Source organism: Arthrobacter luteolus NBRC 107841, from assembly GCF_001552075.1.
Taxonomy (GTDB): domain Bacteria; phylum Actinomycetota; class Actinomycetes; order Actinomycetales; family Micrococcaceae; genus Arthrobacter_B; species Arthrobacter_B luteolus.
Genome location: NZ_BCQM01000014.1, coordinates 1 through 22,778 on the forward strand (window position 1 = coordinate 1; position 22,778 = coordinate 22,778).

General features: G+C 65.8%; 17 protein-coding genes. 8 read left to right on the forward strand and 9 right to left on the reverse strand.

The window, feature by feature from the left end; translation table 11 throughout:
- The 3 genes from AL3_RS16440 to AL3_RS16450 all read right to left on the reverse strand — a co-directional run.
- The coding region (locus tag AL3_RS16440) for an iron ABC transporter permease (RefSeq protein ID WP_255220904.1) at positions 1-1,918 on the reverse strand (1,918 nt) is incomplete at its 3' end.
- Entirely contained in the window at positions 1,915-2,973 is a 1,059-nt protein-coding gene (locus AL3_RS16445; RefSeq protein WP_066303102.1) for an iron-siderophore ABC transporter substrate-binding protein, read from the reverse strand. The genes AL3_RS16440 and AL3_RS16445, both read right to left, overlap by 4 nt.
- Before the next feature lie 23 nt (positions 2,974-2,996).
- Positions 2,997-3,935, reverse strand: a complete 939-nt coding sequence (locus AL3_RS16450) for an ABC transporter ATP-binding protein (RefSeq protein WP_083521841.1) — start codon at positions 3,933-3,935, stop codon at positions 2,997-2,999.
- Between the two features lie 262 nt (positions 3,936-4,197).
- Here AL3_RS16450 and AL3_RS16455 point away from each other — a divergent pair, with 262 nt between their 5' ends.
- Complete coding sequence (locus tag AL3_RS16455; RefSeq protein ID WP_066303106.1) at positions 4,198-4,560, forward strand: iron chaperone; 363 nt, start codon at positions 4,198-4,200, stop codon at positions 4,558-4,560.
- A gap of 297 nt (positions 4,561-4,857) precedes the next feature.
- On the opposite strand, the gene AL3_RS16460 is transcribed toward AL3_RS16455, so the two are convergent.
- Positions 4,858-6,003: a baeRF2 domain-containing protein gene (locus AL3_RS16460; RefSeq protein WP_066303108.1), complete on the reverse strand. Its 1,146-nt coding sequence runs from the start codon at positions 6,001-6,003 to the stop codon at positions 4,858-4,860.
- A 679-nt stretch (positions 6,004-6,682) separates the two neighbouring features.
- On the opposite strand from AL3_RS16460, the gene AL3_RS16470 reads away from it, so the two are divergent.
- Genes AL3_RS16470 through xdhC form a run of 3 tightly spaced genes read left to right on the forward strand, consistent with a single transcriptional unit; the run spans position 6,683 to position 11,424 of the window.
- Positions 6,683-8,194 (forward strand): xanthine dehydrogenase small subunit, encoded by a 1,512-nt coding sequence (locus tag AL3_RS16470; protein WP_246168387.1) that lies wholly within the window; start codon positions 6,683-6,685, stop codon positions 8,192-8,194.
- Positions 8,191-10,593 carry a xanthine dehydrogenase molybdopterin binding subunit gene (gene xdhB / locus AL3_RS16475; protein WP_066303111.1) on the forward strand — a complete coding sequence of 801 codons (2,403 nt, stop codon included), beginning with the start codon at positions 8,191-8,193 and terminating at the stop codon, positions 10,591-10,593. Before AL3_RS16470 ends, xdhB begins: the two co-directional genes overlap by 4 nt.
- Positions 10,594-10,614: 21 nt before the next feature.
- Positions 10,615-11,424, forward strand: a complete 810-nt coding sequence (gene xdhC / locus AL3_RS16480; RefSeq protein ID WP_066303114.1) for a xanthine dehydrogenase accessory protein XdhC — start codon at positions 10,615-10,617, stop codon at positions 11,422-11,424.
- A gap of 53 nt (positions 11,425-11,477) precedes the next feature.
- On the opposite strand, the gene AL3_RS16485 is transcribed toward xdhC, so the two are convergent.
- A complete protein-coding gene (locus AL3_RS16485; protein ID WP_083521843.1) occupies positions 11,478-12,986 on the reverse strand; it encodes an NCS2 family permease in 1,509 nt (502 codons plus the stop codon).
- 371 nt (positions 12,987-13,357) lie between these two features.
- Here AL3_RS16485 and AL3_RS16490 point away from each other — a divergent pair, with 371 nt between their 5' ends.
- Positions 13,358-14,437: an alkene reductase gene (locus AL3_RS16490; RefSeq protein ID WP_066303117.1), complete on the forward strand. Its 1,080-nt coding sequence runs from the start codon at positions 13,358-13,360 to the stop codon at positions 14,435-14,437.
- Positions 14,438-14,536: 99 nt separating this feature from the next.
- Here the strand turns inward: AL3_RS16490 and AL3_RS16495 are convergent, their stop codons facing one another.
- Positions 14,537-14,878 (reverse strand): hypothetical protein, encoded by a 342-nt coding sequence (locus tag AL3_RS16495; RefSeq protein WP_151723858.1) that lies wholly within the window; start codon positions 14,876-14,878, stop codon positions 14,537-14,539.
- A gap of 276 nt (positions 14,879-15,154) precedes the next feature.
- The gene (gene bsh, locus AL3_RS16500; RefSeq protein WP_066303120.1) at positions 15,155-16,102 is read right to left on the reverse strand and encodes a choloylglycine hydrolase; all 948 of its coding nucleotides are present in this window, start codon (positions 16,100-16,102) and stop codon (positions 15,155-15,157) included.
- 349 nt (positions 16,103-16,451) lie between these two features.
- Between bsh and AL3_RS18545 the strand changes: the two genes are divergently transcribed.
- Positions 16,452-17,057 carry a hypothetical protein gene (locus tag AL3_RS18545; RefSeq protein WP_151723859.1) on the forward strand — a complete coding sequence of 202 codons (606 nt, stop codon included), beginning with the start codon at positions 16,452-16,454 and terminating at the stop codon, positions 17,055-17,057.
- 28 nt (positions 17,058-17,085) lie between these two features.
- On the opposite strand, the gene AL3_RS16510 is transcribed toward AL3_RS18545, so the two are convergent.
- On the reverse strand, positions 17,086-17,811 hold the full coding sequence (locus AL3_RS16510; protein ID WP_151723860.1) for a hypothetical protein: 726 nt from the start codon (positions 17,809-17,811) through the stop codon (positions 17,086-17,088).
- A 102-nt stretch (positions 17,812-17,913) separates the two neighbouring features.
- Positions 17,914-20,877: an aminotransferase gene (locus AL3_RS16515; RefSeq protein ID WP_066303127.1), complete on the reverse strand. Its 2,964-nt coding sequence runs from the start codon at positions 20,875-20,877 to the stop codon at positions 17,914-17,916.
- A gap of 202 nt (positions 20,878-21,079) precedes the next feature.
- Between AL3_RS16515 and AL3_RS16520 the strand changes: the two genes are divergently transcribed.
- Together AL3_RS16520 and AL3_RS16525 are read left to right on the forward strand one after the other, a co-directional pair.
- Positions 21,080-21,766, forward strand: a complete 687-nt coding sequence (locus AL3_RS16520; RefSeq protein WP_151723861.1) for a GntR family transcriptional regulator — start codon at positions 21,080-21,082, stop codon at positions 21,764-21,766.
- 47 nt (positions 21,767-21,813) lie between these two features.
- Positions 21,814-22,776, forward strand: coding sequence for a tripartite tricarboxylate transporter substrate binding protein (locus AL3_RS16525; RefSeq protein WP_066303130.1), 963 nt, complete (start codon positions 21,814-21,816; stop codon positions 22,774-22,776).
- Positions 22,777-22,778: the final 2 nt, after the last annotated feature.

The window sequence follows — 22,778 nt, forward strand, 5'->3', positions numbered from 1 at the left end:
CAACCGCGCCAATGGCCACGACACTCAGTGACGCCAGCACGGCCGCGGTACCGAGCAGGAGCAGGCGGGAACGCTCCAGCCGGACGCCCAGAATGCGCGGGGTGTCGTCGTCGACGGCGAGCAGATCCAGCCGGCGCCGCAAACCGAACACCAGCGGCAGTGCCAGCAGCAGTGCCACGGCCACCGGAACGACGTCGGGCAGTGTCCGTCCGTAGGTGGTGCCGGAGAGCCAGGTGAGGATGCGCGGGGTGTTCCACGGGTCGGCGCGCAGCAGCAGGAGGGTGGTCAGCGACGTCAACCCGTAGCCGCAGCCAATGCCAACAAGCACAAAGCGGTCGGGGAGCAGCCCGCCGCGCCAGGCCAGCAGGGCGATCAGCGCGAAGGTGGCCAGGCCCATCAGCACGGCCATGGCGATGAGCATCGGGCGTCCGCCGCCCAGGTTGGAAGTCACCACGGTGACCGCGCCGAGGCCGGCGCCGGCGGTGATGCCCAGGATTCCGGGTTCAGCCAGCGGGTTGCGGACGGTGCCCTGCACCACGCATCCGGCCAGGCCCAGGGCAGCTCCGGCCAGCACTGCCGCGGCCACCCGGGGCAGGCGGTCATCCAGGGCGCGGCCAATCAGGTCCGGAGCAGAGCCGTTCAGCCACAGCGCCAGGTCCCCGGTGCGCAGCCACAGGCTCCCGGCGAGCAGGCCCACCAGGACAGCGCCCAGGAGCAGCAGGCCGGAGACAGCGAGGGCGATCAGGAAGCGGCGGCGGGTCCGCACACCGAGCCGTCCCTGCGGGGGCATCGCGACGGGACCGGAATCCCGCATCCGCATCGCCAGCACCACAATCAGGACGGCGCCGAGCAGCGCCGTCGGGACGCCGGTGGGAATCGAGCTGGCACCCTCCGCGCCGAGGATCCCCCGCAGCACCGCGTCCGCCAGGAGGATCAGCAGTGCACCCAGCAGCCCGGACGCCGGCAGCAGGAAATGATGCCGGCGCAGCACCGGTGCCCGCGAGGCGAGCAGCCGGGCCAGCACCGGAGCGCCGAGCCCCACAAAGGCAATGGGGCCGGCCAGGGTGACGGAGATGCTTGTCAGCAGCACCGCGCAGAGCACCGCGAACACGCGGGTCGAGGCGACCGGCACACCCAGGGAAGACGCGGTGTCGTCGCCGAGTTTGAGCACATCGAGGCGGCGGCAGAGCAGCAGCGCCACGCAGAGCATCGCGATGATCACGGGGGCGGCACGCACCGAGGCGTCGAGGTTCAGCTGGGCCAGGGACCCGCTGCCCCAGGCGAACAGGCCGGTGGTGTTGTCTTTGAACAGGATCAGCAGCATCGCCGTCGCGGCGTCCAGTGCCATGGCAATGGCGGAGCCCGCCAGGATCAGCCGGGTGGTCCCGGAGCCCACCGAGCGTCCAGCCAGGCCCAGGACGACGGCGGCGGCCAGCGCCCCGCCCGCAAAGGCGACGGTTCCGGACGCCCACAGCGGCACGGACAGCCCGAAGGCAGCGACGGCGGTAAGCGCGAAGTAGGAGCCGGCGGTCACGGCGAGGGTATCCGGGGACGCCAGCGCGTTGCGGGTCACCGACTGCAGCAGCGCCCCGGCCACACCGAGGGCGAAGCCCACAGCGATGCCGGCGAAGAGCCGCGGCAGCCGCGAGCCGACCAGCACATCGGCGATCGGCACACCGCCGACGGTCTCCTGCGCGCCGCCGAATAGGCGCCACAGATCCATCAGTCCGGCCCCGGAGGTGCCCTGGGTCAGATGCCAGGCGCCCACCAAAACAACCGCCAGCAGCAGGATCCCGAGTACTGCGAGCCCGCCGCCGGTGAGTTGGAGGAAGTGCTGCAAGGCGGTACGCAAGCCGCTCCACAGGCCCGGGCGGGCCTGCGGAGCGGTGAGGTCCCGCGTGTGGAGCGGTGCGCTCACTCCGTCAGCATGGCGTCAACGTAGGCGTCGATCGCCTGCTGGTTGGACAGCGGTCCGCCGGCGCCCCAGACGCCTGCGGGGAACGCGACGGCGCGGCCTTCCTTGACGGCCGGAAGCGCGGTCCAGATCGGGTTCTTTTCCAGTTCGGAGACGTAGCTGCCGGCTTCTTCATCGTTGGAGTAGAAGAGGTTCGCGTTGCCCACCGCAGTGAGGCCTTCGATGTCGGTCTGGCCCAGCCCGTAGGCCGGATCCACGCCGCCGCTGCCGTACTTGGCGTCGATTTCGTCCGTCCAGGCGGAGGTCAGGCCCAGTTCTTCGCCCAGCGCGGTGAAGAGTGCGCCCTGTCCGTACGGGCGGATGGTGACGTTGCCGCCTTCGATCCAGCCGTCGAAGAAGAGGAAGTCGGTGGTGGGCAGGCCGGCAGACTTCACCTTGTCCTTGGCTTCGGCCAGGTGATTATCGAACTCGCTGATGACCTGGTCCGCCCGGTCGGTGCGTCCGGTGGCCTCGGCGATCATGGAGAAAACGTTCTTCATGTTCCCGATGGGATCGGCGCCGTCGGCGCCAAGCGTGGCGAGCACGGGAACGCCGCGTTCCTCAAGCTGGGCGATCAGTTCGTCGTCGGCGCTGAAGGCCTCCACGATGATCAGGTCGGGGTCCGCCGCGTACAGCGTGTCCAGGTCCGGCTCCCCGCGCGTGCCCACATCGGCGACGCCCTCCGGGATGGTCTCGGCGCTCACATAGGTGCCGTAGCCTTCAGCGTCAGAGACGGCGACCGGCGTGACGCACAGCGTGAGGGCATCTTCGATCTGCTGCCATTCCAGGACCGCGATGCGCTCGGCCGGCTTTTCCAGCTCCACCGTGCGGCCGACGCCGTCCGTGAGCGAGACCGGGCCGGTCGCCGTCGTGGTGGTGTCGGCAGCGCAGGCCTCCGAGGTGGCGGCAGTGGCTCCGTCCGCCGCGTCCTCCAGATCGGTGGTGCCGCACGCGGTCAGGGTCAGCGCAGCGGCAACCAGCATCGATGCTGCGGCTGCCATTGGGCGGAGTCGGGTCATGAGGGTGCCTCTCGGGTGGGTGGTTAGGATGAAGCTTTGACGGCGGACCGGCCGCGGGCGGCATGCCGGCCCACGGGGTCAATGCGGATGCGGTTGGTGCCCGGCTCGAAGCTGACCTCAACACGGACGCCGTACACCGCGCCGATGTTCTCCTCGGTGAGCACATCCAGCGGATCGCCGGCGGCATGAATGTGGCCGGCGGACATCAACAGCAGGTGATCGGCCACGCGGGCGGCCTGGTCCAGGTCATGCAGGACGATTCCGACGGCGACGCCGGCATCGTCCGCCAGGTCGCGGACCAGATCGAGGATCTCGATCTGATAGCGCAGGTCCAGATGGTTGGTGGGTTCGTCCAGGAGCACGACGCCGGTCTCCTGGGCCAGGCAGGCGGCCAGCCACACGCGCTGGACTTCTCCGCCGGACAGCTCGCTGACGGACCGGCCGGACATGTCATCGACACCCGTGGCAGCCATGGCCCGGTTGATCACGCGGTGATCTTCAGCGGAGAGCCCGGCAAACCGGTGCCGGTACGGGTGGCGTCCAAAGGCCACGACTTCACTGACGGTCAGCCCCTGGGGTGCCGGCCGGGACTGCGAAAAGAGTGTGACCTCGCGGGCAAACTCACGGGAGGTCAGTGCGGCTGCTGCCCGTTCGCTGCCGCCGTCTGACTGGGGGCCGTTGGTTCCGCCGCCGTCGGCTCCGTGCAGCGTGATCCGCCCGCCGTCCAGGCGGTGCAGCCGGGCCATCGACCGCAGCAGCGTCGACTTTCCGCTGCCATTGGGGCCAACCAGAGCGGTGACCTGTCCGGGCTGGAACGTCAGGGAGACGCCGTGGACCACCGCGTCTTTCCCGTACCCCAGGCGCACCTGCTCGCCGGCCAGCGCCGTCGCCGGCTTCGCACCCGCCTGCAGTTCGCCGGAGATGCCATCCATCTCGGGGCGAGGGGCATTTCTCCGGGGCATGGGAAACCTAAGGGCAGAAGGGACAATCGGAGGGTTAATCAGGTATCGCGGGGCCGGGCCGCTGTGACCGCCGACTGGAGGTTAGGCTTGCCTTGCCTAAGCAACAATAGAAGCTGCGTTGGGCGGACGCAATTTGGGGCTGCGTGCACGTCACACGGCGCATAATTTCATCTGACCTGGCCCGACGGATTGAGCCGCAGACGGCCGGCCAGGCCTGGCGATGCGCCGGACCGCTCGTGAAGCCCAGCGCTACACTCGTGTCATGGCTGACAAAGCGAAGAGCGTCGCCGAATATCTCGGTGCGCTCGACCCCGCATACCGGGCGGAACTCGAGCGGATCCGCACCGTCGTCACCCAGCTCGTGCCGGACACCGAAGAGTCCATGAGCTACGGGATGCCGACGCTCAAATACAAGAACCGGGCACTGGTGTACTTCACCGCTTCCCAGAAGCACATGAGTTTTTATCCCTCGTCATGGGCGATCGAGGAGCTTAAGGACCAGCTCGAGGGCTACAAGACCACCGAACACTCGATCCAATTCACGCTGGACAAGCCCCTGCCCAGCCGTCTGGTCGAAGACCTTGTCCGCGTACATGTGCATGATATTGACGCCAACCGGCAGTAGAGGCCGGGTTTCGAAGGATCAGTAGTGCGCTGGCACTGGTACGTCTGATTGCCCTGCTGCGAATGTACCCTCTAAAACCCTCCGTTTTGGGTCAAATCGACCTTTAGGGGATTTTCCTCCGGTGCGCTCAGGAGGGAAATCCCATTACGGCAGGGTTTTCCCAATTCGGAGGGAAACAGTGCCACACAACGGTGGGTTTTTCCCGAAGCGGAGGGGAACGGGTAACACAACGGGTGGGTTTTCCCGAAGCGGAGGGACACGGCGACACACAGGTAGACTCACCCGCCGCGCAGCAGCTTAGGGGACCTTTCTTCCCGGAGCCTCGGGGCCGGTGGGCCAGCGGAGCAGGGCACCGACGCCGACGCCGTGGGGGAGCACGCCATCGGGCACCAGCAGGAGGCTGGCATCAGTCAGGGCAGCCGCCCGGACCAAGGCCGCCGGGGCCGGAACCTTGCCAAGGATCTCTGCGCCGAGGGACTGTTCCTGGGTACTGGCCACCCACGGTTCGCCGCCGAGGGCGAGCAGATGGCGTTCGGCCAAAGCGCCGTCGTTCATGATCATGACGTCCACCTGGGCCTGTTGGAGGGCGGTCAGGACCTCACCGAAACCGGTGGCAGATTCCGGATTGGCCTGCCCTTCCTGCTGGGCCAGGCGGTCCATGATCTGCTCCTGCTCAGCAGCCCACAGCAGGGCAATGCGTTCCTGGACCTCGTCCTCGAAGTGGCCGTTGTCATTTCCGGCCGTGCGCGGGTGCGAATCGATCATGCTGACGAGCTTCTGGTGGGCTTCGGAGAGCTGGTCCCGTACCAGGCCCCGAGCCCGGACATCCCCGGCCAGCACGATCAGCCTGGCTCCGCTGCTGTCCGCAATCCGGTCGATCTCCTCGGCGACCTGATCCGCGTTGCGCCGCCAGATCTGTTCGGTCTGCCGCTGGAATTTGTCCTGCGACCAGCCGCCTGCCGGGAGCTTTGTGATGTCCTCTGTTTCCCCCTCCACGTCCCGGACGGCGGCGGGACGGCCGCGGCCGGCATACTCCAGCCGGATCTCCGCATCTTCCCGCGAGGCTTCGGCAACGATGTAGGGGAGTTCCTCGGGACGGTGCTTGAGCAGCGGCAGCAGGTCCGGAATGGGGTCCACCGAGACGCGTTCCGGCACCACAAGCGGGCCGGGCAGCACCTCGTTTAACGCCACCGTCCCCTGCTGGACAAGGAGGAACCGTGAGACCGGGGAGGGATATCCGTCCGCGGGGAGCACCGCGGTTTCCGCGGCTTCCTGGTCCTGGGGCGGGGCGCCCTGTTTGGCGAGAGCCTTCCTGACGTCGCCCGGGCGGACCTCGGCGGCTTCCAAGCTGTCCGTGGTACCCGCTGAAGCATCTACGTATGCGACGCACCAGGGCCCCTTGCGCCGGTAGAGGTCTGCAAACTCGTGGAGTTGCCGGGTCATGTCGATCTCCTTCCTGCACGGCCGCAGCCCTGCAGTGGTTCAATCCGTGATCCACGCTAGCACCGGCGTCTGGACCATTTATAGGGGCGGCGTGTCTATGGAACAGCCCCGCGGTGGACTTCCTCTTCGCGGCCCCCTGGGGTCCATCGCCACCATGCTGATTGAACTGCGGCGGGCGCCGAAGCGGATCGCACCGAGCCATCCGCTGGGATGCTTGACAGTCTTCATGTGACCCGGGTTACACTGAGCGCGGAATCAAACTTTCGTAATGCAGAAACATCGAAACAAGTCGGACCGACCGATGGTCAATGGTGTTCAGCGCTGCTGCGAAGAAAACCAGGGAAGCTGACACCCATCATGACTTTGAGCGACTTTGATTTGCTGATACGGAAAGAGGCGGACGACGCCCTCCGGTCCAGGGGCGGACAGCCCCCAGCATCGCAGGCTCCGCAGGCGTCCAGCCGGCCCTGAAGCAGAAGTAGAAAAGCCAATTTTTAGCGACCGGCGGCGAACAGCCGTTGCTGGGTGCTTCCCACTACAGTCTGCGGAAGCATCCTACGGACGAGGCACGGAGAACATGCAGCACTCGAGGGGGGCGAAGAACTACCTGTCCACCGGTAGCTCTTTTATCTAAACTCGGGCGGAACATTGAGGGGTGAGCAGTGTGGAAGAAATCCAAGTGACTGTCAACGGCCAGGTGTTGGGCTGCGGAGCAGGTCCGCACACCAACCTGCTTGACTGGCTGCGGGACGAGGGGCTGACCGCGTCCAAGGAAGGCTGTGCCGAGGGAGAATGCGGCGCGTGCGCCGTGCTGGTAAACCGGCCCGACGGAAGTGGGCGAAGCCGCTGGACCTCCGTCAACGCCTGTCTGCCTCCAGCCCTGGCTTTCGATGGCCAGGAGGTTGTCACCGCGGAGGGACTTGGCAAGGCACCGGGCGTTGGCCTCGTCGAAGATCTGCATCCGGTCCAACGGGAAATGGCTGACCGGGGCGGCTCCCAGTGCGGGTACTGCACTCCCGGATTCATCTGCTCCATGGCATCCGAATATTATCGTCCGGAACGGTCCCCATCCGTGGCCGCTAAGGAAAGCGGCAGCGAAACCGGGACCGACGCCGTCGGAGCGGAGCACGCTGCCGATCATGAATGCGGCCCCAACGGCTTTGACCTCCATGCCTTGAGCGGAAACCTCTGCCGCTGCACCGGGTACCGGCCGATCCGTGATGCTGCGTACGCGCTTGGCGCGCCGCAGGAAACCGACCCGCTGCTGCTCCGGCAGGACAGGGCGGCACCCGCAGCCAAAGCAACGGTTCACAAAACAACACAGGCCACGGGTGACGTTGCGTTTATTCGACCCGGCAGCCTGGACGAGCTCCTCGACCGCCTCGCGGAGAATCCGAAGGCAAAGCTTGTTTGTGGGGCTACCGATGCAGGGGTGGAGATCAACCTCCGGCACACCCGGCCCCCGCTGATCCTGGCCGTTGACCGCCTGAAGGTGCTGCGGACCCTCGAGATCGGTGCCGACCGGATCGAGATTGGCGCTGCCTTGACCCTCTCGGAGGTCGAACGCGGGCTCGGGGGAAAGGTGGAGATGCTCAGCCACCTGTTCCCGCAGTTCGCCTCCCGGTTGATCCGCAATTCCGCAAGTTTCGGAGGCAACCTGGCCACCGGCTCGCCGATCGGTGATTCGGCGCCGGCGCTTTTGGCGCTGAACGCGTCCGTGGTGTTGGCTTCCGTAGCCGGGGAGCGGGAAGTGGCGTTGGCCGAGTACTTCACCGGGTACAGGCAAAGTGTGAAAAAGCCGGATGAGATTCTTCGTGCCATCCGTATTCCACTCCCGCTCGCTGAAACCACCGCTTTCTATAAAATCTCCAAACGGCGTTTCGACGATATTTCCAGCGTCTCAGCAGGTTTTGCCATGCAGCGCGACGGCGGCATTATCTCTTCGGTCCGGATCGGCCTCGGCGGGGTGGCTGCCACCCCGATCCGCGCGCTGCGGACCGAAGAGGTTCTGGTGGGTCAGCCGTGGAACGCCAAAACGGCTGCTGCTGCCGCCGCGGTGATGGCCACGGAAGGCACCCCGATTGATGACATGCGGGCCAGCGCCCTCTACCGCTCCGCCATGTTGAGGCAGTCCGTCCTGCGGTTTTACGCGCAGACCCATTCCGCTCCCGCTCTGGAGGCAGCCAAATGAAATCCCTCGCTGACCGGCCGGTCAATCCCGTGGTGGGGGTGCCGGTTTCGCATGAAAGCGCCACCCTGCATGTCACCGGCGCCGCGCTCTATACCGATGACCTCATTGTCCGGAGCCAGAATGTACTGCACGCCTGGCCGGTGCAGGCCCCGCACGCACATGCCCTGGTCAACGCCCTCCGGACTGAGCCTGCCCTGCTGGTTCCCGGCGTCGTGCGGGTCCTCACGGCGGAGGATGTGCCCGGAGTCAACGATTCCGGCACCAAGCACGACGAACCGCTTTTCCCCAGTGAGGTTATGTTCTACGGGCAGGCCGTGTGCTGGGTATTGGGCGATTCCCTGGAAGCTGCCCGCCTTGGTGCGGAAGCAGTGGAGGTGGACTATGAACCGCTCCCGTCCCTGCTGACCCTTACCGAGGCTATGGAGGCCGAGAGCTTCCAGGGCAACCAGCCCACCGTCTCCCGCGGCGCGGCCGGCCAGGCATTGGACGACGCCCCTCACCGGTTCAGCGGCGAGCTCGAGTTCGGCGGGCAGGAACACTTTTATCTGGAAACCCATGCCTCGTTTGTCTACATTGATGAGGGCGGCCAGGTGTTCGTGCACTGCAGCACGCAGCACCCCACCGAAACCCAGGAGATCGTCGCCCACGTGCTTGGGCTGGCCAGTTCCGAGGTTACGGTGCAGTGCCTGCGTATGGGCGGCGGGTTCGGCGGGAAAGAAATGCAGCCCCACGGCTACGCGGCTGTTGCCGCGTTGGGGGCTCGCCTCACCGGCCGCCCGGTGCGGCTGCGGTTGAACCGCACACAGGACATCACCATGTCCGGCAAACGCCACCCATTCCATGCCCGCTGGGAAGTCGGTTTCGACGACGACGGCCGGCTCCTGGCGCTCAGGGCGACGCTGACCAGCGACGGCGGCTGGAGCCTTGATCTGTCCGAACCGGTGCTGCAGCGGGCCCTTTGCCACATCGACAACGCCTACTGGATACCCAACGTTGAGGTCCACGGCCGGGTGGCCAAGACCAACAAAACGTCCCAGACGGCCTTCCGTGGTTTCGGCGGCCCCCAGGGCATGCTGGTCATTGAGGATCTCCTGGGCCGCTGCGCGCCCCTGCTGGGGCTGGACCCGAGCGAGCTGCGCCGCCGCAACCTGTACGTTCCCGGGCAGAGCACACCGTACGGGCAGCCTGTCCGCCACGCTGAGCGGCTCACCGAAATCTGGCAGGAGCTGGGCGAACGCGCCGACGTCGTGCGCCGCCGCGAGGACATCGCCGCCTTTAACGCAGCACATCCGCATACCCGCAGGGCGCTCGGCATAACGCCGGTCAAGTTCGGGATTTCCTTCAACCTGACAGCGTTTAACCAGGCCGGCGCTCTGGTGCACATCTATAAGGACGGTTCGGTCCTGATCAACCACGGTGGTACGGAAATGGGGCAGGGACTGCATACCAAGATGCGCCAGGTGGCCGCCACCGCCCTCGGCGTGCCGTTGGACATTGTCCGGCTTGCACCGACACGCACGGACAAGGTCCCCAACACGTCGGCAACGGCAGCCAGCTCCGGAGCGGATCTTAACGGCGGCGCCATCAAGAATGCCTGCGAGCAAATCAGCGCTCGTCTGGCGGAAGTAGCGGCACGGCGGCTGAACATCCACCCCGACGACGTCCGGTTCGCGAATGGGATGGTCACCGGAATCGGTTTCCATGACGAGGGCATCCCGTTCGCTGAGCTGGTGCGCGACGCCTACTTCCAGCGGGTTTCGCTGTGGGCTGCGGGCTATTACCGGACGGAAGGGCTGCATTGGGACGGAGCCCGCATGCAGGGGGAGCCCTTTAAATACTTCAGCTACGGGGCCTCGGTCAGCGAGGTGGAGGTGGACGGGTTCACCGGAGCGTACCGCCAGGTGCGCACCGACATAGTCCACGACGTCGGGGACAGCCTGTCGCCGATGATCGACGTCGGGCAGATCGAGGGAGGCTTCGTCCAGGGTGCAGGATGGCTGACGCTCGAGGAGATGCGCTGGGATCTCTCCGACGGACCACACCGGGGCCGGATCACCACGCAGTCGGCCAGCACTTACAAGATCCCCAGTTTCTCGGAAATGCCGGAGGAGTTTAACGTCCACCTCTTCGAGAAGGCCACGGAAAGCGGGGTCGTCTACGGGTCCAAAGCGGTGGGTGAACCCCCCTTTATGCTTGCCTTCAGCGTCCGCGAAGCGCTGCGCGAGGCCATCGCCACCTTCGGGCCCGGCAACCGGGAAGTCAGACTTCCCAGCCCGGCAACCCCTGAAGCCGTTTACTGGGCCATCACCGAAGCCGGGGACGCCGGCACCGAATCAGACGGCAAGGCGCCTGAGACTCCGCAGGTAGTGCCCGAACTCCGGGCCGCGCCCACTCATTGATGCCGATCGAGGTGGCCTGACATGGATTGGTTGGCCGCGATGCAGCGGTTGCGTGCAGAGGGCTCGGCGGGAGTCCTCGCCACCGTAATAGACGTCCGCGGTCATGCTCCCCGGGAGGCAGGGGCGAAGATGCTCATCGGTTCCGAGGAGACCTGGGACAGCATTGGGGGCGGCAACCTGGAGGCGACGGCGATCGAACGCGCCCGCGCAATGATCCAGTCCGGGATCACCGCCCCCGAACGACTCAGCTTCGGCCTTAGCGAACGTGCGGTAACGCTGCATGGACGCCAGTGCTGTGGAGGCGTCGTCGAGGTTCTCCTCGAACCTTTTGCACCCCGTCCCGCAGTTGCGGTGTTCGGAGTGGGACACGTTGGGTACGAACTGGCCCGGATCCTCTCCCGGCTGTCCATCAGCCTGTACTTGGTGGACAGCCGGGCTGATCAGCTGAGCACTGCCCGGCTCGGCGAAATCATGAGGGGACCCGCAGACGTCCATCCGGTGCACAGCCCCGTGCCGGATTCAGTGTTGGGTGAATTGCCGAAAGGCTCGCACGTGTTCATCATGAGCCATGACCATGCCGAAGACTTCCTGCTGTGCGACGCCGCGCTGCGCCACGGGTGCCTGGGATCGGTGGGGCTGATTGGCTCGCGGGCCAAGTGGTCGAGGTTCCGTCAGAGGCTGCTCGCAGAGGGGCATCCGGAGGACGTCGTCGACCGCATCATTTGCCCCATTGGGTTGCCCGATATCACCGGCAAGGCCCCGGCTGTGATCGCCGTCAGCGTTGCTGCGGGTCTGCTGATGAGGCTGCAGGCCAGCCCGGTAGTGGCTTAGTAGATTCTGCCCTGGCAGGGTGGGCCCGGTGGCCCACCCTGCCAGCTGTCCGGTCAGCCCCCAAGCCAGATGGTGACCGGGCCCCGGGCGAAATAGACGAGGAACCCTGCAGAGACCACCCACATCAGCGGGTGAATCTCCTTGAACTTGCCCGACCCTGCCCGCACCAGCACCCAGGTGATAAAACCGATGCCGATGCCGTTGGCAATCGAATAGGTCAACGGCATGGTCACGATGGTGAGGAAAGCCGGTAGGGCCACCGAGAAGTCCTGGAAATCGATCTCGCGGATCTGTGCGACCATCATCGCGCCGACCACCACCAGGGCCGACGCAGCCACCTCCAGCGGGACGACTGCCGTGAGGGGCGTGAGGAACGTCGCGGCGAGGAACAGGATCCCGGTGACCACCGACGCGAGCCCGGTCCTGGCGCCCTCGCCAATGCCGGCGGCGGAATCAATGTAGACCGTGTTGGAAGAGCTCGAGGTTCCTCCACCGGCGACGGCCCCGACGCCCTCGATGATCAGGGCTGACTTCAGGCGCGGAAAGTTGCCCTGCTTGTCAGCAAGTCCCGCGCTTTTCGAAAGACCGGTCATGGTGCCCATGGCGTCGAAAAAGTTGGTGAACACAAGGGTGAAGACCAGCATGGTTGCCGCGAGGACACCGATTCTTTCAAAGGCCCCGAAATTGAACGCTCCGATGAGACTGAAATCCGGTACCGAGAAAATACTGCCTGGAATGACAGGTGCGTTCAGGTGCCAGCCACCCGGGTTATCGGGGCCGCTGAATCCGAGGTCCAGGAAGGCTTCGAGGATGATGGCGATGATGGTGGTGGAGACCATGCCGATCAACAGCCCGCCCTTGACCCGCCGCGCCATGAGAATTCCGATGGTGAGTACACCAATAAGGAAGACCACAGTGGGGAACGTGGTGACGGAGCCGTTGTCCCCCAGCTGAACAGGAGGGCCTCCCGGGGTCCTGCTGACGAAACCGGAATCAACGAATCCGATGAAAGCGATGAACAGGCCGATGCCTACCGTGATGGCTGCCTTGAGCTGCGGGGGTACTGCGTTGAAAATCGCTGTCCGCGCACCCGTGACGGCGAGGAGGACGATCAGGAGGCCGTTGATAACCACCAGCCCCATGGCTTCTGCCCAGGTGACATCCCCGATCACTGAGACGGCGAGGAAGGAGTTGATTCCCAGACCCGCCGCGATCCCGAAGGGCAGATTCGCGAACATGCCGAAGATGATGGTCATTACCCCGGCTGTCAAAGCCGTGACAGCGCCGACCTGGGCAGCAGCGAGCCACCCTCCCTCGATGTCGGTGGCTGCCGACTCTGCACTGAATCCGCCAAGGATGAGTGGATTCAGGATCACGATGTAAGCCATCGTGATGAACGTTACGAGGCCGCCGCGGACTTCGCGCCCCTTGGTGGAGCCGCGTTCAGTGATCTGGAAGAAGCTGTCTAGTGACGAAAAACGGTTGCTTTTGCGCGGACGCGCTGCAACATCCGTTACGTTTTGACCTTCATGGGGGTCATTGTCCCGGGTAGTGAGTGCCACGGCCGTACCTCCCTAGCAGAGGCAGCATCTCCAACGGCCACCGCCAACGGCAAAAGGGCGTGAGGCCAGACTGCTGCGATGATTTGTGATTGCAGGTCCGCCTGGTAGATAGCAGCCCGTGAGGGGTGCCCGCCGTTGGCATCGACTCGAACTGTAGCACCGGAATGTGATCTACAACACTACTTTTTTGAGAAGTCTTTTCCACGACACGGTATCCCCTCGGGCGTCCGGAGGCGTTGACCAGCGGGCTGTGGATGTGACGTCCCCCGCTTCGTGGAATACCGGCGGCCTCCTCCCCGGTTGCGCTGACTATACGAACTTCAGCCCAGGACACCATCCGCCCTGGGGCAAGCGACAGAAAGAACCCCTTAGTGAACCTCTATACCCCGCTGACCCTCGGCGCCATGGAACTGCCCAACCGCCTGGTAATGGCCCCGCTGACCCGTATGCGCGCCGATCTGTTCGGCGTGCCCACTGACATGATGATCGACTACTACCGCCAGCGGGCATCGCTGGGCCTCATTGTCAGTGAAGGCATCTACCCGTCCTTCACCGGCCAGGGCAACACCCGGATGCCGGGTCTGGTCACCGACGAGCACGTTGCCGGCTGGAAGAAGGTCACCGACGCCGTGCACGCCGCCGGCGGCCGGATTGTGGCCCAGCTGATGCACTCCGGCCGTGTGGCCCACGAGAACATCAACGGTGGACGCGGCGCCGTCGCCCCCAGCGCCATCGCGCTCGAGGGTATGGCCCACACCTACGAGGGCAAGCAGCCCTACCCTGTGCCGCACGCCCTGACCGAAGCCGAAATCCCCGGCGTCGTGCAGGAATTCACGTCCGCGGCCGTGAACGCGATGAAGGCAGGGTTCGACGGCGTTGAACTGCACGGTGCCAACGGTTACCTGCTGCAGGAATTCCTCTCGCCGGTCTCCAACACGCGCACCGACTCCTACGGCGGATCCCCGGAAAACCGGGCGCGCATTGTCGTGGAGGCCTTCCGTTCGGTGGCCGAGGCGATCGGCGCTGACCACGTCGGCATCCGGATTTCCCCGGAGCACAACATTCAGGGCGTCCTGGAAACCGACCGCGAGGACGTGCTCGCAACGTACACCGCCCTGGTAGACGGCATCGCGCCGCTGAAGCCTCTGTACCTGAGCATCCTGCACAAGGATCCGGCCGATGACCTGGTCCAGGAACTGCGCCGCCGCTTCGCCGGCCCGGTACTGCTGAACACCGGCTTCGGCGTGATGACCACCCGCGACGACGCCATCGCCCTCCTTCAGGAAGACCTGGCCGACGCCGTCGTCGTCGGCCGCCCGGCCATCGCCAACCCGGACCTGGCCCGCCGCTGGCAGGAAGACCTGGAGCTCAACGCCCCGGATCCCCTGACTTTCTACACCGACGGCGCGGCCGGCTACACGGACTACCCGGAGCTGGCCCCGGTTTCCTAACCGGGCTTTCCCAGCCCACTGCTTTCGCAACTGACGACGGCGGCCTTCCGCGGCAGGCGGAGAGCCGCCGTTGGCGGTTCAACCCCGCGTGCGGCCAGGTCAGCTGCCGGCATCCGTGACAACCAGGCCGAAGACCGGCCCGTCTACGGAATCAATGTCGATGAAGAGCTTGACGATAGTGGAATCCAGCTCAAAAACCGTGCGGGTTGGTTCCTCCTGGGTGCCGCAGGGGACAGAAGTCTTGCCGGTATTGGCGACGTTTACAACGAGTTCGCCATCGGACTGGCAAGCCAGGTAGACGGCGACGGCAGGGGCAGCCTGACCGAACCTAACTGAGCTTGAGCCGGACCCGGATACGCTTCCCAAGAAATTCTCATCCGCCGGATGGGCGGGAATTCGAAGATCATCCGGTACCGGCGTCACCCACACTTGTTCAGGCACCGAGGCAGCCTGCGTGCAGCCGCACAGCAGCAAGGCACTGACACCAAGGACGGACAGGACTTTCGCGCGCATACAGCCTCCCAGTTGTTTCGCGGTCCAGCTGCTGGTCCTGGGGGTGACTGCGGCCGGTCAACGACGACCTATGTTCGGGCCACCCTACAGCAGCCGAAAGCGGGCCCGGAGGAAGGACAGTGTCCCTCCGACTTGGGAAAAACCCGCCACTTTGGGACTTTCCTGCGCGGCGCCACGGCAGCACAGCACGTCAGGGCAGCGGGCTTAGACGACGACAAGCTCCGTTCCGCCGGCCGCATGGTCAGCCATCGCGACGCGCTGGACCGCAGGGTCCTCGTAGGTGTTCCAGTAGTAGGTCATCGTCCGGGAGGAGAAGAGCCCGGTGTAGATGGTCTTCTCAAACTCACCCGAGCCCATGGCCGCGCAGCCCTCCACCATCGCGACCTGCTGCAGGGTATGGAACGCGCGGCTGACGTTCGCCTCCTCGGTCGTTTTATCCGGGTAATGCGTGTTGACGTAGGCAGCCCGCACGAACCGCGACGGCGAGTAGTAGTCGCCGGGGATTCCCCGCATCAGCGACCCTGAACCGAACGGGACCAGATTTGCCCGGCCGAGCACCACCTTCTCGGGGAAGTCCGGCGACGTGTTGAGGTAGTTGCGCAGGTTCTCGTGGTGCCAGGTAAAGCCGGGCTGGTTGGCCAGGACATCGACGTCGTTATCAAAAACGTGCATACCGTCGCTGGTGTACTCCACAACGATGGCGCGTTTCGAGTCACCGATGATCCAGTGCAGCAGAGAGCTCGGATACTTCTCATTGATCGGTTTGTCCACGATGACGACGCTGCCAAGCGCGGCCTCTACCTCGTCAACACTCGCGAACTGGGACGCCACCCAGAGTGGGAATTCATACGCTGCGACGTTCGTCGCACCGTCGACCGGTTCCGGAGCGTAGTCCGCGTACCCTGGGAAGTTGAGCCCGGCGACGGCCAGGCCTGCGTCATTGCCGCAGTCGAAATAGAGCGGTGTGTCCTCCTCCACGATGCCCATGCCGATGACGGCGTGCTGGATCCTTGGCACCGCGCTGAACGGCGACCTCGCGGCGTATCCGGTGGGAGTAACCACCACCCGCTCCCCGTAGCCGGCCGTCCAGTCGAGGTTGCGTGCGAGATAGAGATTGCCGCTGCCGTCCGAGAACCTGATGCCTGTGCACATGTTGATGCTCCCTTTTCCGGCGAAGCGCTGAATGGCTTCGCCTGTACGGTGGCCCCCTGCCAGGGACACTTCCGGGAACTAACGGAGCCGGCTGACCGGTCCGGAACCTCCCTGCCCTGTTCAGGGTAGGCCCGGACCCCGCACCAGCGGCAGCATGCGCGGCAAACCCGGCCTCCGCACACGTCTTTCCGTGCGGGCCGGCCTCATCCCGGGGAGCCCGGTGCTAAACCTCCGTGACCTGCTGGAACTTGACCTTATCCTTGTCATCGCGCGGTGTGCCCTTGGCTCCGGGAGCGCCACTGGGCCCTGCCACTCCGGGGATTGACGGCTGGCCGGGATCGGTGGTGGCGTGGCTGAAGTCGCCTCGCTCGCCGTTGGCGCCGGTGATCCCCGCATCTCCTCCCGGGCCCGGGTCTCCGCCCTTTCCGGGATCCCCCGACTTCGACTTGAAGATGCTCTGGCCGCCGCTTTGGTCCGAAACGTAGAAGACCAGGATGTCGCCGGCCGCGCCGGCATCACCACCCTTGCCTCCGACGCCGCCCTGGGCGCCGTTCCCGCCCCCACCGCCGTACGCACCGGGCTCACAGTCGTTTCCGTCGCCGCCCTTGCCGCCTGCTCCGCCCTTTCCGCCTTTGCCTCCGTTGCCGCCCTTACCTCCATTGCCGCCGGACGCGTCAACGGCTACATCGCTGCCAAGGACCCGTACATGCAGCTCAACGGTGCCGCCTTTACCGCCCGGCAAACCATCCGCACCCGGGCCGCCCGGACCGCCGTCGCCGCCGCGCCCGCCCCGTGTGGCGCCAGTGTCTCCGACGAAGAACCAGCCGCTGCACACGGCGTCGAACCCCTCCTGGCCCGCCGGCCCCTCACCCCCGACGGCACCGGGCGCACCTTCTCCGCCGTCCGTGCCCCGCTTGTCGATTCCGCCCATGATGGGTCTCCTGTCCCAGAGTGAGCCTCTGATGGTTTGGGTCTGCGCAGGTTCAGCGCCAGGTGGCCGTGACCGCCTCCGCCCGGGCAAAAATCTCGGACACAGCGAGGCGGTCCGTGTAGCCCGCTATGGGTGGATGCGGGCCGGGCCTGCTCATCTCCTCGATCACCAGCGGGACCTCCCAGGGTTTCCGGGGAACACCGGTCATCTCGTTGCAGGTGAGGAGGAAGTGGCTGCTTTCCGGGAAGATCCAGCCGTGCTCGTGGAACCGCACGTTCACGGCAGTCAGCGCATTGATCGACCGCTTGAGGAACAGCAGGCCGCGCACCTCCAGATCCAGGTTCGGAAACCTGACCTCCCGCCACACCGGAAAAACGTCGCGGACCGGAGAAATGAACCGCGCGCCTTTTTCGGCAGTCAGCCTAGCCAGGGCGGGCGGGTGGCCCCGGGCAATCAGCATCGACGCCGCCCGGCTGACCGCTTCCCGCATCAGCACCACTTCGCGCGGAATGGTGGCAGTGCCCTCGGCATCGCGTGAGGCCACCACACCGTGGTTTCCCTCGGAGAAAACCACATCGGGCACCACGGAATGTTCCAGGCTGCGTTGGATGTCGTGCAGATCATCCTCTGGAATTGCGGGGTGGATGATCCCCAGGCGGTAAAGGTCCCGGATGGACCGCGGCCTTTCCTCCACTAGGAACTCAGCGGCCGGAGAGTCTGGGCTTTCCGAGAAAACCACTGGATCGTGTGCTGCTTCAACGACATATGTCCCAGGCATAATCTGTCCTTGCTCGAACGGAACGGAACCTGCTCGAACGGTGGTCTTATTGGTAGGACAGCCCCGGGGCGAACGGGTTGTCAAGGGTTTCCCGCATGCCGCTCACCACCCGTCCGTCAGCACCCGGTCCAGTGTCTCAAGGAAGAACCGGGCGCTCTCCGCAGTGAAGCAGAGCGGCGGCTTCACTTTGAGGATGTTCTGCCGGTCGCCGGTAGGCAGCACGATCACACCGAGCTCACGCATCCGGTCGCAGACCGCCCGGGTTTCCTCCGCGGCCGGCTCCAGCGTCTCCCGGCTCCGGACGAACTCCACTCCCTGATACAGCCCCATGCCATGCACCGCGCCAATCAGTGCATGCCGCTCCATCAGCGACCGGAATCCCTCCATGAGGACCTTTCCAACGGCGCCCGCGTTCTCCTGCAGCTGCTCCTTCGCAATCACGTCCAGCACCGTGACTCCGATCCGGCTGCTGAGCGTGCTGCCGCCGCCGGAGGAGAAGAACGATCCCTGGGAGGAGAGCGCCTCGGCAATCTCCCGCCGGGTGATCACCGCGCCGAGCGGGTGGCCGTTACCCATCGCCTTGGCCATCGTGATGATGTCCGGCACCACACCGTGCTCCTCAAAACCCCAGAAATACCTGCCGAGCCGCCCGTAGCCCATCTGGACTTCGTCGGAAATGCACAAACCGCCCTGCGCCCGCACCGCTGCATACACCGCGTCCAGGTAACCCGGCGGGCTGCCGATGGAACCGGCATTGCCGTTCCGCGGCTCGGCGATGTACATACCCACCGGGGTGCCGGCGTCGTGCAGTTCCTCCAGCAGCGCCGCCGCATCGCGGGCATAGGCCGCGCCCGCACCCTCACCGCGGTGCGTACCGCGGTAGGCGTTCGGGGCATCCGCAACGTGCACCCAGTCCGGCCGCGTCTGAGCCGCCCGCGGATTGTCCGAGACCGAGGTGGACACTGCATCGGCACCAAGGGACCAGCCGTGGTAGGACTCCTGCACACACAGCACATCCTCCCGGCCGGTGAACGCCTTCCCCAGCCGCAGGGCCAGCTCCACCGCCTCCGACCCGCTGTTGACCAGAAACACGGTGTCCAGGGAATCCGGCACCCGGGCCAGCAGCCGCTCGGACAGCTCAGCCACGGCTTCGTAGTGGAACCGCGAGTTGGTATTCAGCAGCCGCCACTGCTTCGCTGCGGCCTCCGCCACTCCGGGATGCCCGTGCCCCAGCGCCGTGACGTTGTTGACCATGTCCAGATAGTGCCGCCCGGAGGTGTCAATGAGGTGCTCTTTCCAGCCGCGTTCAATCCGCGGCGGCGCGTTATAGTAGTGCGCCTGCAGCGCGGCGAAGGAACGGTTCCGCCGCTCCAGAACACTGTCAGTCCCGGTGACGGACGACGGCGGTGCCTCCGCCGGGGTCCCTCCCAGCACCTGCGCGGGATCGAGGTGCGTGGCCGCGTAGCCGGGGAACTCAGAGGTCCGGACAAACCGCGGCGGAACCCCGGCCGTGGGGTAAGTGCCCGATGCCAGGAGCCAGACCCAGAGTCCCTCCGGCCCGGTCTGCCCGATCCGCTGGCCTTCCCGCACGGCCTGGCCGCTGCTGACCGAGGGATCCAGCACGGCACCGGAGAGGACGACGGCGAAGTCCCCGCCTTCCAGCCGGAGCGTGCCGTTCGGGGCGCCGGAGATGGTGACGGACCCGGCGAACGGCGCGTGGAGGGCCAGGGGCTGCGGGGTGTGGACCTCGACGCCGAGAGCCACGTTCGCAGGTTCGCCTGTGCCGTGCGCGGCGGCGCGGGTGAGGCGGGCTTCGCCAAAACGGGTCACGGCAGGGGAACCGCCGGTGGTGGCCTGGGCGAGGATCCGCTCCTCTTCGGCGGCGCCGTTCAGCCAGGACCCGTTGGTGAAGTCTTCGCTGTCCCACCCGAAGTCCACGGCGGCCGGGGTGCCGAGATCCGGCAGCAGGCGAGGCCACGCGGCTTGAGCCGCTGCGGCGGCGCCCCGGGCGACGCCCAGAGTCTGCCGGATGGCTGCCTCCGCCGCGTTCCAGTCATAGCGTGCCGGTATCTCGAACATGGTCCACTCCCGGTCCAGTGCCGAAGAGGCATAGTCGTTGCCGGCGTCGATCGTGGTCTGGTGCTCGCCGCTGACCGCCAGCACCGCGCCGCGCAGGACGATCAGCGGCCACAGAGCCTGGATCTCGGCGTCGGACAGCGGGGCCTGCTCATGGAAGGCCCGGATCATCGGCAGGACGGTGAGCGGATTGCCGCTGCTGCCGGGGGACAGATCGTGGTGGAACAGCGACGCGCAGGCAACGGCGAGTTCGCTGACCCGCCAGCTGTACATGGCATCGCTGAAATCGATGATCCCCGCGAGCTCCGGAACGCCCTCGGCGGTGGGCGCATAAACCACGTTGTCATCGGTCATGTCCCCATGCACGGCTTGGACGGGCAGAAGGTCCTTCAGCGGACCCAGCGCCGCGGTGACCCGCTTCAGCGTGGCAGCCAGCAGCTCCCGCTTCCAATCAACGCGGACAAAGGACACCAGCGCAGTCACCACTTCTTCACCGGCCCGCAGATCCCACTGCAGGGACCGTGACAGCCCCGGATGCTCGAAGCCCGCCAGCGCCCGGCTGGTCCGGCCCAGCCAGCTCCCGAGGTCGGTCCGCAGCGACGGACTGAGATATTCCCGGTCAATGACCGGGGTGCCCTCCACAAAGGTCAGCAGCCGCAGGCAATGGTCCTTTCCGTCCAGCACCGGCAATTCCACGAATTGCCCGGCCACCGATTCCAGCGGCAGCGGCGTGGAAAACCCGGCAGAGGTGAGGCGCTGCATTGCCGCGTTCTGCGCTTCGATCTCCGTCCGGGAAAACTCCGGATTACTGATTTTCAGCAGGCGGCGGCGCCCGTCGGCGGTGGTGAGCAGGAAGTTCCGGTCCTGCTGGCTGCCCAGCTCTTTCACCGCCGTGGCATCCGCGGCAAAATACTCTGCCGCCCATTCCGCGGCCAGGGCAGGAGAAACGTTCGGGCGGGGCAATCCGGCGGGTTCTATCAGTGCAGGCATGTGTCACTAACTTCCATGGAGTTTTTCGAAAAAGAAGCCACTAAGGAAATAGTGCAGCAGCCAGCGCGGGGAAAGAGCTCAACCTGCCGTCATAAACCGCGCTTTTCGCTGGGGCTCCGGCAAAACCGTTGACAGCTCCCGATGTGATGTGGCTTACTTGGTCAACGGTTAACCGTAATCGGTTAGCGAAAAGAAGGGTCCCATGGCTAACGCACTGCTTCCGAAAAACCTCCCGCTGCCTCCCATGCAGGCGCTGGGCGAGCTGGTCCTGTCCCGGCTCCGCCACGCCGTCATCGCCGGCGAGATAGCGCGGGGCACCCACCTGGTCGAGTCCCAGCTGTCGGAGATGTTCGACGTCAGCCGCGGGCCGATCCGGGACGCCCTGCGGCAGCTGGAAGCAGAAGGCCTCGTCGAGAGCAGGCGCAGGGGAGTCTTCGCGATCGGCCTCACGTCCACCGACGTCGACGAGCTGTACATGATCCGCGAGCTCCTCGAGATCCAGGCGCTCCGACTGGCAGCCAAGGTGCCCGACGGCGAGATCTGGGCCTCCGTGGTCAAGCACCTCTCTGCCATGAAAGAACGCGCCGCCGCGGGAGACCCGCTGGCCTTCGCCCGGGCGGACCTCGCCTTCCACTCCGCCTTCTACGGCGTCGCCGGGAGCAAAAGGCTGGAGAGCATCTGGCAGCAGTACGAACCGACCTTCGCCGTCATGCTCGAGCTGACCAACGCCGAAGACCGGGACCTCGGCCCCACGTGCCAGGACCACGTTGACCTGTTCACCACCGTGATGGCCGGGGACCTAAACCGTGCCGAAGAGATGCTCCGTGAACACCTGCAGGGTTCACGGACCAGGCTCTCGAACGCGTTCAGCAGGCTCGGGAACGACTAAAAGCCCTACGCAGCACCTCCCCGCATCCACCAACAAGGAAGTTGATAATGGAAAAATCACGTTCGCACCTCATCATCGGCGTTCTCGCCGCTTCAGCCATCGGCCTCACCGCCTGCGGCAGCAGCAGCAGCGCCAGCGACGACGCAGCAGGGTTCCCCGAGAAGGACATCACCTTCATTGTGCAGGCAGCTGCCGGCGGCGGCTCGGACCTCACCTCGCGTGCACTCGCCGCTGAGCTGGAGAAGGAACTGGGTGTTTCGGTTGTGGTTGAGAACCGTCCCGGCGCCTCCGGCTCGACCGCCATGCAGTACATTGCCGACTCCGATACGGACGGCTACACGATCGGCTTCGTGCCCGTGGAAATCTCGATGCTGGGCCATCAGGGCTTCGACATCGACCCGGCGAACTACGACTTCCTGGGCCAGATCATGCTCTCTCCCGGCGTGGTTTCCGTACCCGCGGACAGCCCCTACAAAACCCTGGAGGACCTGATCGAGGCAGGCAAGGAGAAGCCCCTCAACATGGCAAACTCCGGCCCCGGCTCGATCTGGGAAGCCGCAGAACTGGGTATGGCAGACGCCGCCGGCACGCAGGTAGTGCCGGTGCCGTTCGACGGCGGCGCTCCCGCAGTCGCAGCCGTCATCGGCAACCAGGTTGACGGCGCCGTCGGCGGCACCTCGGAGACCTCGGCAGCCCACGACGCCGGCCAGGTGCGGGCGCTGGCCGTCCTGCACAACGAGCGCCACCCGATGCTCCCGGACGTCCCGACCGCATCAGAGCTGGGCTACGACCTCCAGTTCGGCGGCTGGGGCGGCGTCTACGCACCCGCCGGCCTGCCCGACGAGGTCCGCGAAGCCCTGACCAAGGCGATCGAAACCTCGGCGCAGTCGGAGACCTTCGTGGAGACCATCTCCAAGGGCGGCGCCCTGCCGGTCTACAAGTCCCCGAAGGAATTCACCGACTTCATCAACTCCGAGTACGAGCGCTTCGGAAAGCTCCTGGCGAAGTAACC

Excerpts from the sequence above, each read along its gene's own strand:
- AL3_RS16515 (WP_066303127.1), bottom strand. The coding sequence starts at position 20,877 with ATGCCTGCACTGATAGAACCCGCCGGATTGCCCCGCCCGAACGTTTCT.
- AL3_RS16460 (WP_066303108.1), bottom strand. The coding sequence starts at position 6,003 with ATGACCCGGCAACTCCACGAGTTTGCAGACCTCTACCGGCGCAAGGGG.
- AL3_RS16450 (WP_083521841.1), bottom strand. The coding sequence starts at position 3,935 with ATGCCCCGGAGAAATGCCCCTCGCCCCGAGATGGATGGCATCTCCGGC.
- AL3_RS16520 (WP_151723861.1), top strand. The coding sequence starts at position 21,080 with ATGGCTAACGCACTGCTTCCGAAAAACCTCCCGCTGCCTCCCATGCAG.
- AL3_RS16525 (WP_066303130.1), top strand. The coding sequence starts at position 21,814 with ATGGAAAAATCACGTTCGCACCTCATCATCGGCGTTCTCGCCGCTTCA.
- AL3_RS16445 (WP_066303102.1), bottom strand. The coding sequence starts at position 2,973 with ATGACCCGACTCCGCCCAATGGCAGCCGCAGCATCGATGCTGGTTGCC.
- xdhB (WP_066303111.1), top strand. The coding sequence starts at position 8,191 with ATGAAATCCCTCGCTGACCGGCCGGTCAATCCCGTGGTGGGGGTGCCG.
- AL3_RS16510 (WP_151723860.1), bottom strand. The coding sequence starts at position 17,811 with ATGCCTGGGACATATGTCGTTGAAGCAGCACACGATCCAGTGGTTTTC.
- xdhC (WP_066303114.1), top strand. The coding sequence starts at position 10,615 with ATGGATTGGTTGGCCGCGATGCAGCGGTTGCGTGCAGAGGGCTCGGCG.
- AL3_RS16455 (WP_066303106.1), top strand. The coding sequence starts at position 4,198 with ATGGCTGACAAAGCGAAGAGCGTCGCCGAATATCTCGGTGCGCTCGAC.
- bsh (WP_066303120.1), bottom strand. The coding sequence starts at position 16,102 with ATGTGCACAGGCATCAGGTTCTCGGACGGCAGCGGCAATCTCTATCTC.